We start from the raw sequence: 13067 nt of genomic DNA on the forward strand, positions 1-13067 counted from the left end.
CGCTCAGACCTGAATGTAAGGCTCGACCAGAAGCGTGCCCCGGGCCGAACGCTCCAGATGCACGCCGACCGCATATGTCTCCGATACCGCCTGATGTGCAAGCACATCCGCAGGGGGGCCCGCCTGCGCGATGCGCCCCGAATTCATCACCAGCACCCGGTCGGCGAAGCGGGCCGCGAGCGAGAGATCATGGATCGCCACCACGGTGACGATGTCGCGCCGACGCGTCGCCTCGCGGATCGTCGCCATGACGTCGAGCTGGCGGCGCACGTCGAGCGCACTGGTCGGCTCGTCGAGCAGGAGGACGTCGGGCTCGCGCACCAGCGCCTGGCCGATCGCGGCAAGCTGGCGCTGGCCGCCGGAGAGCGTCGCGATATCGCGCGAGGCGAAGGGTGCGAGGCCGAGTTCCTCGATCACCGCCTCGACGGCGCGGGTATCCTCGGGCGAGGCCGCGAGCGCATAGCCGCGATGCAGGCTCTTGCGGGCGAGCAGGATGATGTCGAAGACCGAGAGTGCGACGCGCGCGCCGGTATCCTGCGCGAGATAGAACACCTTGCGCGCCCGTTCGCGCTGCGAGAGCGCCGAGAGGTCGTGGCCGTCGAGCGCGACCGTGCCGCGCTCGGGGCGCAGCAGGCCGGCGGCGCAGCGGAACAGGGTCGACTTGCCGGAGCCGTTGGGGCCGACCAGAGCGGCGAGCTCGCCGCGCGGCAAGGCCTCGGTGCCGAGCCCCTGCAGGACCGGCGTCGTGCCATAGCGGAAGTCGAGATCGCGGATCAGCAGCGCCATCGCTCAGACTCCCCGCCCACGGATCGACATGACCAGGCTGATGAAGAAGGGCACGCCGATCAGCGCCGTGATGATGCCGATCGGATAGATCACGCCGGGCGTGATGACCTTCGAGACGGTGGAAGCGAGCGAGAGCAGCACCGCGCTGGCGATCGTCGCGGTCGGCAGGAAGAAGCGCTGGTCCTCGCCGACCAGAAGCCGCGCGATATGCGGACCGACGAGGCCGATGAAGCCGATGCCGCCGACGAAGGAGACTGAGACCGCGGCAAGCAGCGAGGTCGCGACGAGGATTTCCAGGCGCAGGCGATCGACGCGGACGCCGAGGCTCTCGGCCCGCTCGTCGCCGAGGCGTAGCGCCGTCAGCGCCCAGCCCCGCATCAGGAAGAACGGCAGGGCGAGCGCGATCAGCAGCGCGGCGACGCCTACTTTCTCCCAGCTGGCGCGGGCGAGGCTGCCAAGCGTCCAGAACACGATCTGGGTGAGCTGCACCTCGTTCGAACGGTATTGCAGCAGCGCGGTGATGGCGTTGCAGGTGAAGAGCAGGGCGATGCCGACGAGGATCATCGTCTCGGGGCTGACGCCGCGCAGCTTGGTCATGAAGAACAGGACGAGCGAGGCCGACAGCGCGAAGACGAAGGCATTGGCCGTGACGATATAGGGGCCGGCGCCGGGAATGACGCTCCAGCCGAAGACGATCGCGACGGAGGCGCCGACCGTCGCCGCGGCCGAGACGCCGAGCGTGAAGGGGTCGGCCAGCGGGTTGGCGAGGATGGTCTGCATGCCCGCCCCACTCAGGCCCAGCATGGCGCCGACGGCCATCGCCATCAGCGCGATCGGCAGGCGCAGGTCCCAGACGATGACGGAGAGCCGCGGCGTCGCCGATTGCGGATCGACCAGCGTGCGCAGGACGTCGGCGAGCGGCAGGTTGCCGGGACCGATCGAGACATCGAGCGCCAGCGCGACGGCAAGCGCGACGAGGCCGAGCAGGACGAGCTTCAGCCGGCGCGCATTGCGCCGGCGATAGTCCCCGGTGGCATTTGCCGTCATGGGCAGGGTCGCGGCCATGGTCGCTCGGGCCATTCTTACTGGAGCTTGGCCCAGAACACGCCGGAATAGGGGATCGGCAGGAACTTCTCGTGGAATTCCTTGAAGACCGCCTCCGGGTCGATGTCCTTGAAGCGGTCCGGATAGAACTCCTTCGCCATGGCGAGCTCGGCGATGAAGTAATAGGGCGCGTCGTAGAACTGGTGGTAGAAGGCCATGACCTTCTTGGCCTGCACCGCCTTGAGCTGCTGGAAGCCCGGGCGCTGCATCAGCGCCGCCATTTCCTTCTGCACCTTCTCGGGCGTCGCGTCATAGCCGAGGCTGACCGCGCTGCTGCCGGGATTGCTGCCGTACCAGTTGGCGCCGGTGAGGAAATAAACGTCCGGGTTGTCGGCGAGCACCTTCTCCTGCGCGGCCTGCGCCTGGAAGGCGGAGAAGAACTGGCTGCCCCAGTTGCGCCCACCCGACTCCTCGATGAAGCGGCCGAAATTGAACGGACCGAAGGTGGCGCAGCAAGGCAGGAGACCCGCGGCGCGCTCGACGAAGACCAGCGGCTTCTGCTTGTCGGGGATCGCGCCGACGCGGGCATAGATGCTGCGGGTCTGGCGCATGTAATAGTCGGAGAAGGCGTTCGCCTCCTTCTCGCGACCGAGGATGCGGCCGAGAAGCTGCACGCTCGGCAGCACGTTCTGGGTCGGGTCCTGGCGGAAATCGACGAAGACGGTGGTGATGCCGGCCTTCTCGAGCTTGGCGAGCAGGCCCGTCTCCTGCGCCTTGAAATAGTTGGAGAGGTCGAGGATGTAGACCTCGGTGCCGAGCGAGGCGATCTTCTCCATGCTGACATCGGCGGCATAGGGGTTGCCCATGTTCGCGACGTCCTTGGCCTTCGGGAACTTGGCCAGGTATTTCTGCCAGGCGCCCGGATCGTTCTCGATCAGGTCGTTGCCCCAGCCGACGACGCGCTTGAACGGGTCATCGCGGTCGAGCATCGCCAGCGTATAGAGCTGGCGGCCTTCGCTGAGCACGATCTTCTGGGGGTCGCGCGTGACGTTGACGACGCGGCCGGCGAGGTCGGTGACCTCGATCGTCTCGGCGCTGGCGGCTCCCGCCATCAACACGGAAGCGCCGAACAGAACGGCGGAAGACAGACGGGAAAGCCAACGGGGAGCGGGCATCGGACAACATCCTGCCGGGGAAAGATGCCCTCGCGCTAACACAGCCCGTCTCAGGTCGGCAAAGCAATTCTATCTGTTTTGAATTGATCTAAATTAGATCTATTCTGGAATCTTGCCAGACTACGTCAGTCTTCGAAAACAACCGGCAATCGAATCCTATCGTCGTCTTGCGATCAGCCCAGCCTCTCGGGCCCCTGCATCGCCTCCCGCGCCCGTATGGCGAAGCGCCGGGCGAGCGGCGCGACCTCGGCCGCGTTGGCGGCCGCAGCCGTGCCGGCGCGGACCCGGTCGGCGATGCCGACGAAGATCACGGCGAAGCGGAACAGCGCGAAGACGAGATGGAAGCGCAGGAGCGGCGCCGTTGGCACGGCATGGGCATAATAATGCGCGAGGAACGCGGCCTCGGTGGGAATGCCGAGCGCGGCCCGGTCGAGCCCGAGAATACCGCCATATTCGTCGGGCGCCGTATGCCAGGGCATGGCGCAATAGCCTAGATCGGCCAAGGGATGACCGAGCGTCGACAACTCCCAGTCGAGGATGCCGATCACCTCGGGCTTCTCGGGGTGGAAGAGCAGATTGCCGAGCCGGAAATCGCCATGAGCGATCGAGATCTGGCCGTCATCATCAGGCAGATGCGCCGGCAGCCAATCGGCGACGGCCTCCAGTTCGGGGATCGGCTCGCCGGGCGATTCACGCAATTGCTTGGTCCAGCGCGCGATCTGGCGCTCGAAATAATTGCCCGGCCGGCCGAAATCACCGAGACCGACCTCGTCGGGCTTCACCGCATGCAGCTTTGCCAGAGCCTCCGCCATGCCGAGATAGAGGCCGTGTCGCTCTTCTGGCGCGAGACCGGGCAAGGCAGCGTCATGAAAGACCCGGCCTTCCAGCCGCTCCATCAGGTAGAAGGGCGTGCCGAGCGGATTGGAATCGGCGTGGAACAGCAGTGCGCGCGGGACCGGCACGTTTGTCCGCGACAACGCTTCGAGCACGCAGAACTCGCGGTCGATCGCGTGGGCGCCGCGCAGGATCGGGCCTGACGGCTGCTTGCGCAGCACGAGGCGGCGCGTGCCCCAATCGACGAAATAGGTCGGGTTGGACTGGCCGCCGCCGATGCGTTCGAGCTTGAGATCGCCGGCGCCGAAGCGTGCCTGCAGGATGTCAGCCAAGGCGGCCGGATCGAAATCGATGCTGGACGGCACTGGGGCTGCCATCGCCTCAGCCCTGCGCCTCGCCGGCCACGGGCCAGCGCCAGAAATCCCGGCCTTCCTGCGTGAGGAAGCGGTTCAGCACCATCTTGTGGACCTCATCGGCGCCATCCACCAATCGCGCCTGACGGGCATAGCGGTAGATCCACTCCAGCACGGTATCCTTGGAGTAGCCGCGCGCGCCATTGACCTGGATCGCGACATCGGCGGCATCGTGCAGGACGTTGGCGACCTGGACCTTGGCCATTGAGACCTCCTTGCGGGCGAAGCCGCCGCGGTCGAGCTCCCAGGCCGCCTTCATAACCAGCAGGCGGCCGATCTCGATGCGCATGGCGAGATCACCGAGCTTGAGCTGGATGCTCTCGCGATCAGCGAGGCGCTGGCCGAAGCCATGGCGCTCGGCGGCATAGGCCTGCGCGATCTCGATGCAGCGCTTGGAGAGGCCGAGCCAGCGCATGCAATGGGTCAGGCGGGCCGGGCCGAGGCGAACCTGCGTCACCTTCATGCCCTGGCCTTCGCCGGCCAGCACGTTCTCGATGGGGATTTCGAGGCCGTCGAACTCCAGCTCGCAATGGCCGCCATGCTCCTCCGGCCCCATGATCTCGATGCGGCGCAGGATGCGCCAGCCCGGCTGGTCGGCATGGAAGAGGAAGGCGGTGAGGCCGTTGCGCGGATCGTCCGAGGTGCGGGCGACGAGGATGAAGTGTTTCGCCTCCTCCGCGCCCGTGATGAACCATTTGCGACCGCTGACGACATACTTGTCGCCACGCCGCTCAGCCCTGGTCTGGATCATCGAGGGATCGGAACCGCCACCCGGATGCGGCTCGGTCATGGCGAAGGCGGAGCGGAGCTTGCCCGCGACGATCGGCTTCAGCCAGCGCTCTTTCTGCTCGGGCGTGCCGAGCGCCTCCAGCACCATCATGTTGCCGTCGTCGGGCGCAGCCGAGTTGAAGATGACCGGGCCGAAGATCGAGCGATTCATCTCCTCGTAGCAAACCGCCATACCCATCTTGCCCAGGCCTACCCCGCCGGTCTCGGGCTTGAGCTGCAGGCACCAGAGCCCCTCGGCGCGCGCCTTGGTCCGCATCGTGTCGAGCAAGGGCAAGGCGATGTTGCCATGCGCGTCATAGGACGCCCGGTCGGCTTCGAGCGGCAGGATCTCGCGCTCGACGAAGGCGGCGATCCGCGTGCGGTAGTCTTCGATCCGGGGAGAAATCTCGAAATCCATGGCCATGCTCACAGGGACGAAACGAGATGGCCGCCATCGACCTCGATGGTTGAGCCGGTGATGTAGCTGCCGGCAGCGGAAGCAAGCAGCAGCAAGGCGCCGTCGAGCTCCTCCGGCTGGCCCAGCCTTCGCTGCGGGATGCGCTTGATCAGGTTCAAGCCGGCTTCAGTCACGAAGAAATCGCGGTTGATGTCGGTCTCGATATAGCCGGGGCAAAGCGCGTTGACGCGGATGCCGTCACGGGCCCATTCGAGCGCCAGTGCCTTGGTGAGCTGGATCACGCCCGCCTTCGAAGCGGCATAGGCGCTGACGCCGCCAGCAACACGATGGCCGAGGATCGAGGCGATATTGACGATGGCGCCGCCCTTGCCGGCCTCGCGCATGCCGCGCGCCACGGCCTGGGCAACGAGGAAGACCCCCTTCAGGTTGGTATCGAGAACCGCATCCCACACAGCCTCGGAGAGTTCGGCTGCAGGACTCGCGCCGCTGACGCCGGCGTTATTGACCAGGATGTCGAAATGCCTGCCGGCGAGCGCATCGGTGATCGAGGTGGCATCGCCGACATCCAGCAGAATGCTTTTCGAGGTGCCGCCCGTTTCAGCGATCTCCGCACGCGCCTGATCCAGCGCGGATTGCCGGCGCGCTGCGAGCGTGACCTCGACGCCATGGCGCGCGAGCAGCTTGGCGAAATGCAGCCCCAGCCCGCCGGACGCACCCGTCACCAAAGCCGTCCGGCCTGAAAGGTCCTCGAACATCGCGGCACTTCCTCCACCAAAAATCGAGCGAGCGCTCGCTATTTTTATGGCGATGCGCCTGCTCTTGCAATAGGCTTGTTTAGACAGTGGGATATTCGGGCGAGGCGGGGACAGGGTGCAGCCGGCGAATCACAAGGACGACGCCAGCACTGTCTCGATGGAGGCGCTGTGCCAGCGCATCTTCGAGCGCCATCACGACGCCATCCGCGTGCGCAAGCCGCATGTCGCCGTCGCCAATCTCGCGCGCATCGTCGAGGCCACGCTCAAGCTCTCGAACCGGCAGGGCTTTCACGCCACCAGCCTGCGTGACCTTGCCGAGGCCTCCGGCCTCAGCATGGGCGGGCTCTATGCCTATTTCCCCAACAAGGCGACGCTGCTGGCGATGATCCTCGGCGAGGTCGCGCGCGCGGCGCAGGAGGCGCTCAGCGCGGCCCCTGCCGCCATCGCCGGCGATCCGCAGCGCCATCTCGCCTGGCTGATTGAGCGCCATATCCGCCTGACCGAGGCGATGCAGCCCTGGTTCGTCTTCGCCTTCATGGAAGCGAAGTCGTTTCCCGCGGCCGAGCGAAAGCAGGCCGTCGACAGCGAGGCTGCGACCGAGGCGATCATCGCCGATGTGCTACGGCGCGGCGTGGCGGAAGGCACCTTCGCCATTGCCGATATCGACCTCGCCGCCGCGCTGATCAAGCCGCTGCTGCAGGAATGGTATGTGAAACGGGCCAAGTACCGGAAGCGCGGCACCTCAATCGAGGCCTATATCGCAGCCTCGACCGATTTCATCATGGCAGCGGTGCGGGCGCAGGCTCAGAGCCGTCCAAGTTAAATTACCCGGATAAAAACTTGCCTTATTAAAATCCGGGTATTACTGAGCGTCCATCGAACAGGATGGATCGCACCGATGCAGAGCGCGGACAGGAAGGCGGCAACGGCCGCCTACAAGGAACGGAAGACGGTCGCGGGCATCTTCGCCTTCCATTGCGAGGCGGCCGGGCTGACATGGGCCGGCCGCGCGCCCGATCTTTCAACGATCGAGAACCGCCTGCGCTTCACGCTGCGCCATGGCAGCCACCGCCAGCGCTCCCTGCAGGCGGCGTGGAACGCGCATGGCCCCGAGGCCTTCCGCTTCGAGGCGCTGGAACGGCTGGAGGACGAGGATATCGCCTATGTGCTGGATCGCGTGCTGAAAGAACGCCTCGCCCATTGGCAGGCGAGGCTCGGCGCCGAGGCGCTTTAGGCAGCAGCGCTGGCGCGCCGCTCAATCGTCCATCTTGAGGGCGGCGATGAAGGCTTCCTGCGGGATTTCGACCTTGCCGAACTGCCGCATCTTCTTCTTGCCTTCCTTCTGCTTCTCCAGAAGCTTGCGCTTGCGGGTGGCGTCGCCACCGTAGCACTTGGCGGTGACGTCCTTGCGCAGGGCGCGGATGGTCTCGCGGGCGATGATCTTGCCGCCGATCGCCGCCTGGACCGGGATCTGGAACATGTGCGGCGGGATCAATTCCTTGAGCTTCTCGCACATGGCGCGGCCGCGGGCATCGGCGCGCGAGCGGTGGACCAGCATCGAGAGCGCATCGACCGGCTCGGCATTGACCAGGATCGACATGCGCACGAGGTCGCCCTCGCGATAGTCGGTGATCGCGTAGTCGAAGGAGGCATAGCCCTTCGAGATCGACTTCAGCCGATCGTAGAAGTCGAAGACGACCTCGTTCAGCGGCAGATCGTAGACGACCTTGGCGCGCGAGCCGACATAGGACAGGTCGGTCTGGATGCCGCGCCGGTCCTGGCAGAGCTTCAGGACGGAACCGAGATATTCGTCCGGCGTGAAGATCGTCGCCTTGATCCAGGGCTCCTCGATGAATTCGATCTTCATCACGTCCGGCATGTCGGCCGGGTTATGCAGTTCCAGCGTCGTGCCGTCGCGCAGCTTGAGGTGGTAGACCACCGACGGCGCGGTCGAGATCAGGTTGAGGTTGAACTCGCGCTCCAGCCGCTCCTGGATGATCTCCAAATGCAGCAGGCCGAGGAAGCCGCAGCGGAAGCCGAAGCCGAGCGCAGCCGAGGTCTCCATTTCATAGGAGAACGAGGCGTCGTTCAGCCGCAGCCGGCTCATCGCGGCGCGCAGCACCTCGAAATCGGCGGCATCGACCGGGAAGATGCCGCAGAACACCACCGGCTGCACCGGTTTGAAGCCCGGCAGCGGTTCCGCGATCGGCTTCTTCTCATCGGTGATGGTGTCGCCGACGGCGGTATCCGCGACTTCCTTGATCGAGGCGGTGAAAAAGCCGACCTCGCCGGGCCCGAGCTGCTTGACCTCGGTCATCTTGGGCTTGAACACGCCGACGCGATCGACGCCATAGGAGGCGTTGGCCCGCATCATCCGGATGGTCATGCCCTTCTTCAGCACGCCGTCGATGACGCGCACGAGCACGACGACGCCGAGATAGGCGTCATACCATGAGTCGACCAGCAGGCACTTGAGCGACGCATCGGGATCGCCCTTCGGCGCCGGAAGCTTCTCGACGATGGCCTCCAGCACGCCCTCGATATTGAGGCCGGTCTTGGCCGAGATCGGCACGGCCTCGGAGGCATCGAGCCCGATCACGTCCTCGATCTGCTGCTTGATGCGCTCCGGCTCCGCGGCGGGCAGATCGATCTTGTTGAGGACGGTGACGATCTCGTGGTTGGCGTCGAGCGCCTGATAGACGTTGGCGAGCGTCTGCGCCTCGACGCCCTGCGAGGCATCGACCACCAGCAGCGAACCTTCGCAGGCCGCGAGCGAGCGCGAGACCTCATAGGCGAAGTCGACATGGCCGGGGGTGTCCATCAGGTTCAGGACATAGTCCTTGCCGTCCTTGGCCCGGTAGTCGAGCCGCACCGTCTGCGCCTTGATGGTGATGCCGCGCTCCTTCTCGATATCCATCGAGTCGAGGATCTGGTCGCTCATGTCGCGGGCAGCGACGGTGCCGGTCTGCTGGATCAGACGGTCGGCCAGCGTCGACTTGCCGTGGTCGATATGGGCAACGATCGAGAAGTTGCGGATATTGTCGATGGTGCGGGTGCTCATCGGGCGCAGATAGCAGCGTTGCCTCATTGCGCCAAGGCTTTGCAGTGGGATATCGCCGCCGCGCTACGCCGCGACCAGGCGATCCTGCGCCCAGTTCAGGGCGCGATAGTCGAAGCCGGCCTCCAGCGTTGGCTTGACCACCGAAAAATACGGCGAGATGTCGAAATCGCGCGGCATGTAAAGCGAGTGATGCCGGATGTGCAGAATTTCCTCGAAATCCTCATCGCTCATCGCCCGCGCGTATTCCACCGTCGGCAAGACCGGGTAGCGCGCTGCCTCGAAAGCCTGGGCGATCAGCGTCGAGCAGATCGCCCGTGTCGGATCGCCGGAACCGATCGCGATCATGCGCCGCCGCCAGCGCTGCGGCACCCAGGGCAGCGGCACGAGCCAGCGCAACAGGTCGATGATGTTCTTGAGGTCGTATTGCGTGCCGAGACGGGAGAGAGCGAAGGCTATGACAGTGCCGCGGCCCTGCGCGTCCAGCCCCTGCGGCCGGCAGATGCGCGTGCCGAAAGCGCCGTATTTCGAGAGCGGCGAGAGTACGCAGCCGACATCCATCTCGACCTCGGCCAGCACCAGCGGTTCGCCATGCTCGTCGAACTGCCCGGTCTCGCCGACATACAACGCTGCGTGCGACCAGGTCGACTGGGTGAGGTATTTGATCGCGGTCGAGACCTTCATGCCGCCCTCGACCAGCAGCACATCGCCGGGCTGAAGCGCCGCCTTCAGCCGGTGCAGGGCCTTCGAGTCCGCCGACGCCGCAACCTGCTTGTTGCGGGTGATGAATCGGACGACCGAGCGTCCCAACCATTCGAGACCGCGATTCATGACCGCTGCTTCCTTGTCGCTTCCCCTGCGATGCGCCATCGAACTGGCGTCGTTTGACCGAGATCAGAGCATGAAAGCCTGATTTTTCCTGAAATGCGGGGCGCAACGGCAGAGCTGCCCTCGCGATAATTCGAAATGTGATGAAAGCGAGGTTGATGGGCGATCGCAGCCGCAAGCGCGGCAGTTCGGTCTTGCTGTATTGCTTTTCTATTTTAGTAGAAATAATCCTATTTCATGGACCACTTGGACGACACCGATCTCGACCGCAAACTTGGGCTCAAGCTCAAGGCCGCGAGAGTGCATCACGGCTGGACGCTCGACGATCTCTCAGGGCGTTCCGGGGTCAGCCGCGCCATGATCTCGCGAATCGAGCGCGGCGAATCGAGCCCGACTGCCGCCCTGCTGGTCCGGCTCGGGTCCGGGCTCGGCCTGTCGCTTTCGGCCTTGCTGGAAGAGGATGCAGGCAGCGGGCCGCTGGCGCGCCGCGACGCCCAGCCGCTCTGGCGCGATCCGGCGAGCGGCTATCTGCGCCGCAACGTCTCGCCGCGCGGGACGGGCTCGGGCTTCGAGATCGTCGAGGTCGAGCTTCCGGCCGGCGCCGAAGTGAGGCTGGACAATGCGACCGGCGCCGCGGCGCTCGATCAGCAGATCTGGGTGCTGCGCGGCCGGCTCGACCTGACCGTCGAAGGCGTTCGCCATGAATTGGCCGAGGGCGACTGCCTGCAAATGCACCTGCGCGGCCCGATCATCTACCGCAATCCGGGCGATGCGCCCGTCCGCTACTCCGTCATCCTCGCCGCCAGGAGCGGGGCCTTTCCGGGACATATCGCATGAATGCGACCAGCCTCGCCGTCGCCATCGAAACGCTCGACGCCAGCGCTGCCGAGACAGCCGTTCCGGCGCTGGCGGAGATCCTGCGTGACAGCGTCGCCAACGGCGCCTCGGTCGGCTTCATGAACTGGAACACGGCCGCCGATTACGAGCGCTTCTGGCGCGATGTCGTGGCGGGTGTCGCGAGCGGGCAGGCCATCCTGTTGGCCGCACGGAACGAGAACGGCATCGTCGGCACGGCCCAGCTTCACCTGATCGGCAAACCGAACCAGCCGCACCGGGCCGAAATCGCCAAGGTACTGGTGCATTCGCGCGCGCGTCGGCAGGGCATCGGCGAAGCGTTGATGCAGCGGGCCGAGGCGATCGCGCGGGAGAAGGGCCGCGACCTGCTGGTGCTCGACACGGACGAGCACGGCGCGGCGCGGCGGCTCTATAACCGGCTCGGCTGGACCGAAGCCGGTACCATCCCGCGCTATGCACTGATGCCGGATGGCGCCGATTGCGGCTCGACATTTTTCTACAAGAGCCTGGCCTGAGCCACCGCTGTCATTCCGGGGCACGCCGCAGGCGTGAACCCGGAAACCACGACTGGGTGGGGCATTTGATATCCACCGACTGGTCACTCGCCCGGTCGTGGGTTCCGGGTTCTTCGCTGCGCGAAGCCCCGGAATGACAAGGGGGCTCAGCCCTCGACGTTGCCGCGGATATAGGGCTCGACCGGGCCCTTGAGCGTGATCGTCATCGGGCGGCCGAAGCGGTCCTTGGCGGTGCCGGCGGCGACCTTCACCCAGCCTTCGGAGACGCAATATTCTTCGACATTGGTCTTCTCGACGCCCTTGAAGCGGATGCCGATATCGCGCGCCAGCACCTCTTCATTGTAGAAGGGGCTCTCCGGATTGACGGACAGACGGTCGGGAAGCTGCTCGGACATGGCTCGCACCTGAATTGCGGAAACGGTTGCTTTGCCCGCTCGATAACCGCTTCCGCCGGCAAAGCCAACTCAGGGCCTTGGCCAACGCCTAGCGGCTGCCGTCCAGCAGGCGGCCGACGACCTTGGCGGTGTAGTCGACCATCGGGACGATACGAGCATAGTTCAGGCGCGTTGGGCCGATGATGCCGACGACGCCGACGATGCGCTGCTCGGCGTCGCGGAAGGGCGCGGCCACCATCGAGGAGCCGGACATCGAGAACAGCTTGTTCTCCGAGCCGATGAAGATGCGCACGCCGTCGCCATCCTCGGCGCGCGTCAGCAGGTCGATGACGTCGGTCTGTGTCTCCAGATCGCCGAACAGCATGCGGATGCGCTCGAGATCCTCCTGTGCCCGGAGATCGTCGAGCAGATTGGCCTGGCCGCGCACGATGAGATGGCGGTCGCTGCCCGGGCCGGCCTGGGTCGCGATGCCGCTTTCGACGAGGCGGGCCGTCAGCACGTCGAGCTCGCGCTCCATCAGGGCGCGCTGCCCGCCGATCTCGCCGCGCAGTTCGGCCAGCGTCTTGCCGAGGATGCGGGCGTTCAGGAAATTCGCGGCCTCGCTCAGCGCCGAGGCCGGCAGGCCGGCCGGCAAAGCCAGCAGACGGTTCTCCACCGCGCCGTCCTCCGAGACCAGCACGACCAGCGCGCGCAGCGGATCAAGCCGGACGAACTCGATATGCTTCAGCCGGACATCGGCCTTGGTGGTGACGACGACGCCGGCGCCGCGCGACAGGCCGGAAAGCAGGGCCGAGGCTTCGGTCAAGGTCTGGTCGAGATTGCGGTTGCTGGCGGCGACCCTGATCTGCGCCTCGATTCGGGCGCGTTCGTCGGCCGTGAGATTGCCGACCTCCATCATCGCATCGACGAAGAAGCGCAGGCCCCGCTCGGTCGGAAGGCGCCCCGCGGAGGTATGCGGCGCATAGATCAGCCCGGCCATTTCGAGATCGGTCATGACATTGCGCACCGTCGCCGGCGACAGCGCCATCGGCAGCAGGCGGGCGATGTTGCGCGAGCCGACGGGCTCCCCCGTCGTCAGGTAGCCGTCGACGATCTGGCGAAAAATCTCGCGCGAGCGCTGGTCGGTCTCGACCAGGCCGCTCATCGTCTCGGGGCGGGGCGTATGGGCGCTCATGAACCTTTTTCAGGCGAACCGTCGGTCTCGTCCTATTGTCGTCATGCAA

General features: G+C 65.7%; 14 protein-coding genes. 4 read left to right on the plus strand and 10 right to left on the minus strand.

Annotation, left to right across the window (positions count from 1 at the left end; translation table 11 throughout):
• Nucleotides 1–3 precede the first annotated feature (3 nt).
• The 6 genes from AC07NY_RS22145 to AC07NY_RS22170 form a co-directional block, all read right to left on the minus strand.
• Nucleotides 4–786 carry an ABC transporter ATP-binding protein gene (locus tag AC07NY_RS22145; RefSeq protein WP_494585611.1) on the minus strand — a complete coding sequence of 261 codons (783 nt, stop codon included), beginning with the start codon at nt 784–786 and terminating at the stop codon, nt 4–6.
• A gap of 3 nt (nt 787–789) precedes the next feature.
• Nucleotides 790–1851, minus strand: a complete 1062-nt coding sequence (locus AC07NY_RS22150; protein ID WP_494585612.1) for a FecCD family ABC transporter permease — start codon at nt 1849–1851, stop codon at nt 790–792.
• A 17-nt stretch (nt 1852–1868) separates the two neighbouring features.
• A complete protein-coding gene (locus AC07NY_RS22155; protein ID WP_494585613.1) occupies nt 1869–3005 on the minus strand; it encodes an ABC transporter substrate-binding protein in 1137 nt (378 codons plus the stop codon).
• Between the two features lie 173 nt (nt 3006–3178).
• Entirely contained in the window at nt 3179–4216 is a 1038-nt protein-coding gene (locus tag AC07NY_RS22160; RefSeq protein ID WP_494585614.1) for a phosphotransferase family protein, read from the minus strand.
• Between the two features lie 4 nt (nt 4217–4220).
• Nucleotides 4221–5438, minus strand: coding sequence for an acyl-CoA dehydrogenase family protein (locus AC07NY_RS22165; protein ID WP_494585615.1), 1218 nt, complete (start codon nt 5436–5438; stop codon nt 4221–4223).
• Nucleotides 5439–5446: 8 nt separating this feature from the next.
• Complete coding sequence (locus tag AC07NY_RS22170; RefSeq protein WP_494585616.1) at nt 5447–6193, minus strand: SDR family NAD(P)-dependent oxidoreductase; 747 nt, start codon at nt 6191–6193, stop codon at nt 5447–5449.
• A gap of 115 nt (nt 6194–6308) precedes the next feature.
• Here AC07NY_RS22170 and AC07NY_RS22175 point away from each other — a divergent pair, with 115 nt between their 5' ends.
• The gene (locus tag AC07NY_RS22175; protein WP_494585617.1) at nt 6309–7016 is read left to right on the plus strand and encodes a TetR/AcrR family transcriptional regulator; all 708 of its coding nucleotides are present in this window, start codon (nt 6309–6311) and stop codon (nt 7014–7016) included.
• A 75-nt stretch (nt 7017–7091) separates the two neighbouring features.
• The gene (locus tag AC07NY_RS22180) at nt 7092–7427 is read left to right on the plus strand and encodes a GIY-YIG nuclease family protein (protein ID WP_494585618.1); all 336 of its coding nucleotides are present in this window, start codon (nt 7092–7094) and stop codon (nt 7425–7427) included.
• 21 nt (nt 7428–7448) lie between these two features.
• Here AC07NY_RS22180 and lepA read toward each other — a convergent pair whose 3' ends face one another.
• Nucleotides 7449–9254, minus strand: a complete 1806-nt coding sequence (lepA, locus tag AC07NY_RS22185) for a translation elongation factor 4 (protein WP_494585619.1) — start codon at nt 9252–9254, stop codon at nt 7449–7451.
• A gap of 63 nt (nt 9255–9317) precedes the next feature.
• Nucleotides 9318–10082: a YiiX/YebB-like N1pC/P60 family cysteine hydrolase gene (locus AC07NY_RS22190; protein ID WP_494585620.1), complete on the minus strand. Its 765-nt coding sequence runs from the start codon at nt 10080–10082 to the stop codon at nt 9318–9320.
• 234 nt (nt 10083–10316) lie between these two features.
• On the opposite strand from AC07NY_RS22190, the gene AC07NY_RS22195 reads away from it, so the two are divergent.
• Nucleotides 10317–10916, plus strand: coding sequence for a helix-turn-helix domain-containing protein (locus AC07NY_RS22195; RefSeq protein ID WP_494585621.1), 600 nt, complete (start codon nt 10317–10319; stop codon nt 10914–10916).
• Nucleotides 10913–11449 (plus strand): GNAT family N-acetyltransferase, encoded by a 537-nt coding sequence (locus AC07NY_RS22200; protein ID WP_494585622.1) that lies wholly within the window; start codon nt 10913–10915, stop codon nt 11447–11449. The genes AC07NY_RS22195 and AC07NY_RS22200 overlap by 4 nt, the downstream gene beginning before the upstream one ends.
• 146 nt (nt 11450–11595) lie before the next feature.
• Here the strand turns inward: AC07NY_RS22200 and AC07NY_RS22205 are convergent, their stop codons facing one another.
• Nucleotides 11596–11844: a DUF3297 family protein gene (locus tag AC07NY_RS22205; RefSeq protein ID WP_492286976.1), complete on the minus strand. Its 249-nt coding sequence runs from the start codon at nt 11842–11844 to the stop codon at nt 11596–11598.
• A gap of 88 nt (nt 11845–11932) precedes the next feature.
• Nucleotides 11933–13018, minus strand: coding sequence for a heat-inducible transcriptional repressor HrcA (gene hrcA / locus AC07NY_RS22210; protein WP_494585623.1), 1086 nt, complete (start codon nt 13016–13018; stop codon nt 11933–11935).
• Between the last annotated feature and the right edge of the window lie 49 nt (nt 13019–13067).

The sequence above is a fragment of the Allobosea sp. GW821-FHT09G06 genome, from assembly GCF_059416005.1.

Excerpts from the sequence above, each read along its gene's own strand:
- AC07NY_RS22145 (WP_494585611.1), bottom strand. The coding sequence starts at position 786 with ATGGCGCTGCTGATCCGCGATCTCGACTTCCGCTATGGCACGACGCCG.
- AC07NY_RS22150 (WP_494585612.1), bottom strand. The coding sequence starts at position 1,851 with ATGGCCGCGACCCTGCCCATGACGGCAAATGCCACCGGGGACTATCGC.
- AC07NY_RS22155 (WP_494585613.1), bottom strand. The coding sequence starts at position 3,005 with ATGCCCGCTCCCCGTTGGCTTTCCCGTCTGTCTTCCGCCGTTCTGTTC.
- AC07NY_RS22160 (WP_494585614.1), bottom strand. The coding sequence starts at position 4,216 with ATGGCAGCCCCAGTGCCGTCCAGCATCGATTTCGATCCGGCCGCCTTG.
- AC07NY_RS22165 (WP_494585615.1), bottom strand. The coding sequence starts at position 5,438 with ATGGATTTCGAGATTTCTCCCCGGATCGAAGACTACCGCACGCGGATC.
- AC07NY_RS22170 (WP_494585616.1), bottom strand. The coding sequence starts at position 6,193 with ATGTTCGAGGACCTTTCAGGCCGGACGGCTTTGGTGACGGGTGCGTCC.
- AC07NY_RS22180 (WP_494585618.1), top strand. The coding sequence starts at position 7,092 with ATGCAGAGCGCGGACAGGAAGGCGGCAACGGCCGCCTACAAGGAACGG.
- lepA (WP_494585619.1), bottom strand. The coding sequence starts at position 9,254 with ATGAGCACCCGCACCATCGACAATATCCGCAACTTCTCGATCGTTGCC.
- AC07NY_RS22190 (WP_494585620.1), bottom strand. The coding sequence starts at position 10,082 with ATGAATCGCGGTCTCGAATGGTTGGGACGCTCGGTCGTCCGATTCATC.
- AC07NY_RS22195 (WP_494585621.1), top strand. The coding sequence starts at position 10,317 with ATGGACCACTTGGACGACACCGATCTCGACCGCAAACTTGGGCTCAAG.
- AC07NY_RS22200 (WP_494585622.1), top strand. The coding sequence starts at position 10,913 with ATGAATGCGACCAGCCTCGCCGTCGCCATCGAAACGCTCGACGCCAGC.
- AC07NY_RS22205 (WP_492286976.1), bottom strand. The coding sequence starts at position 11,844 with ATGTCCGAGCAGCTTCCCGACCGTCTGTCCGTCAATCCGGAGAGCCCC.
- hrcA (WP_494585623.1), bottom strand. The coding sequence starts at position 13,018 with ATGAGCGCCCATACGCCCCGCCCCGAGACGATGAGCGGCCTGGTCGAG.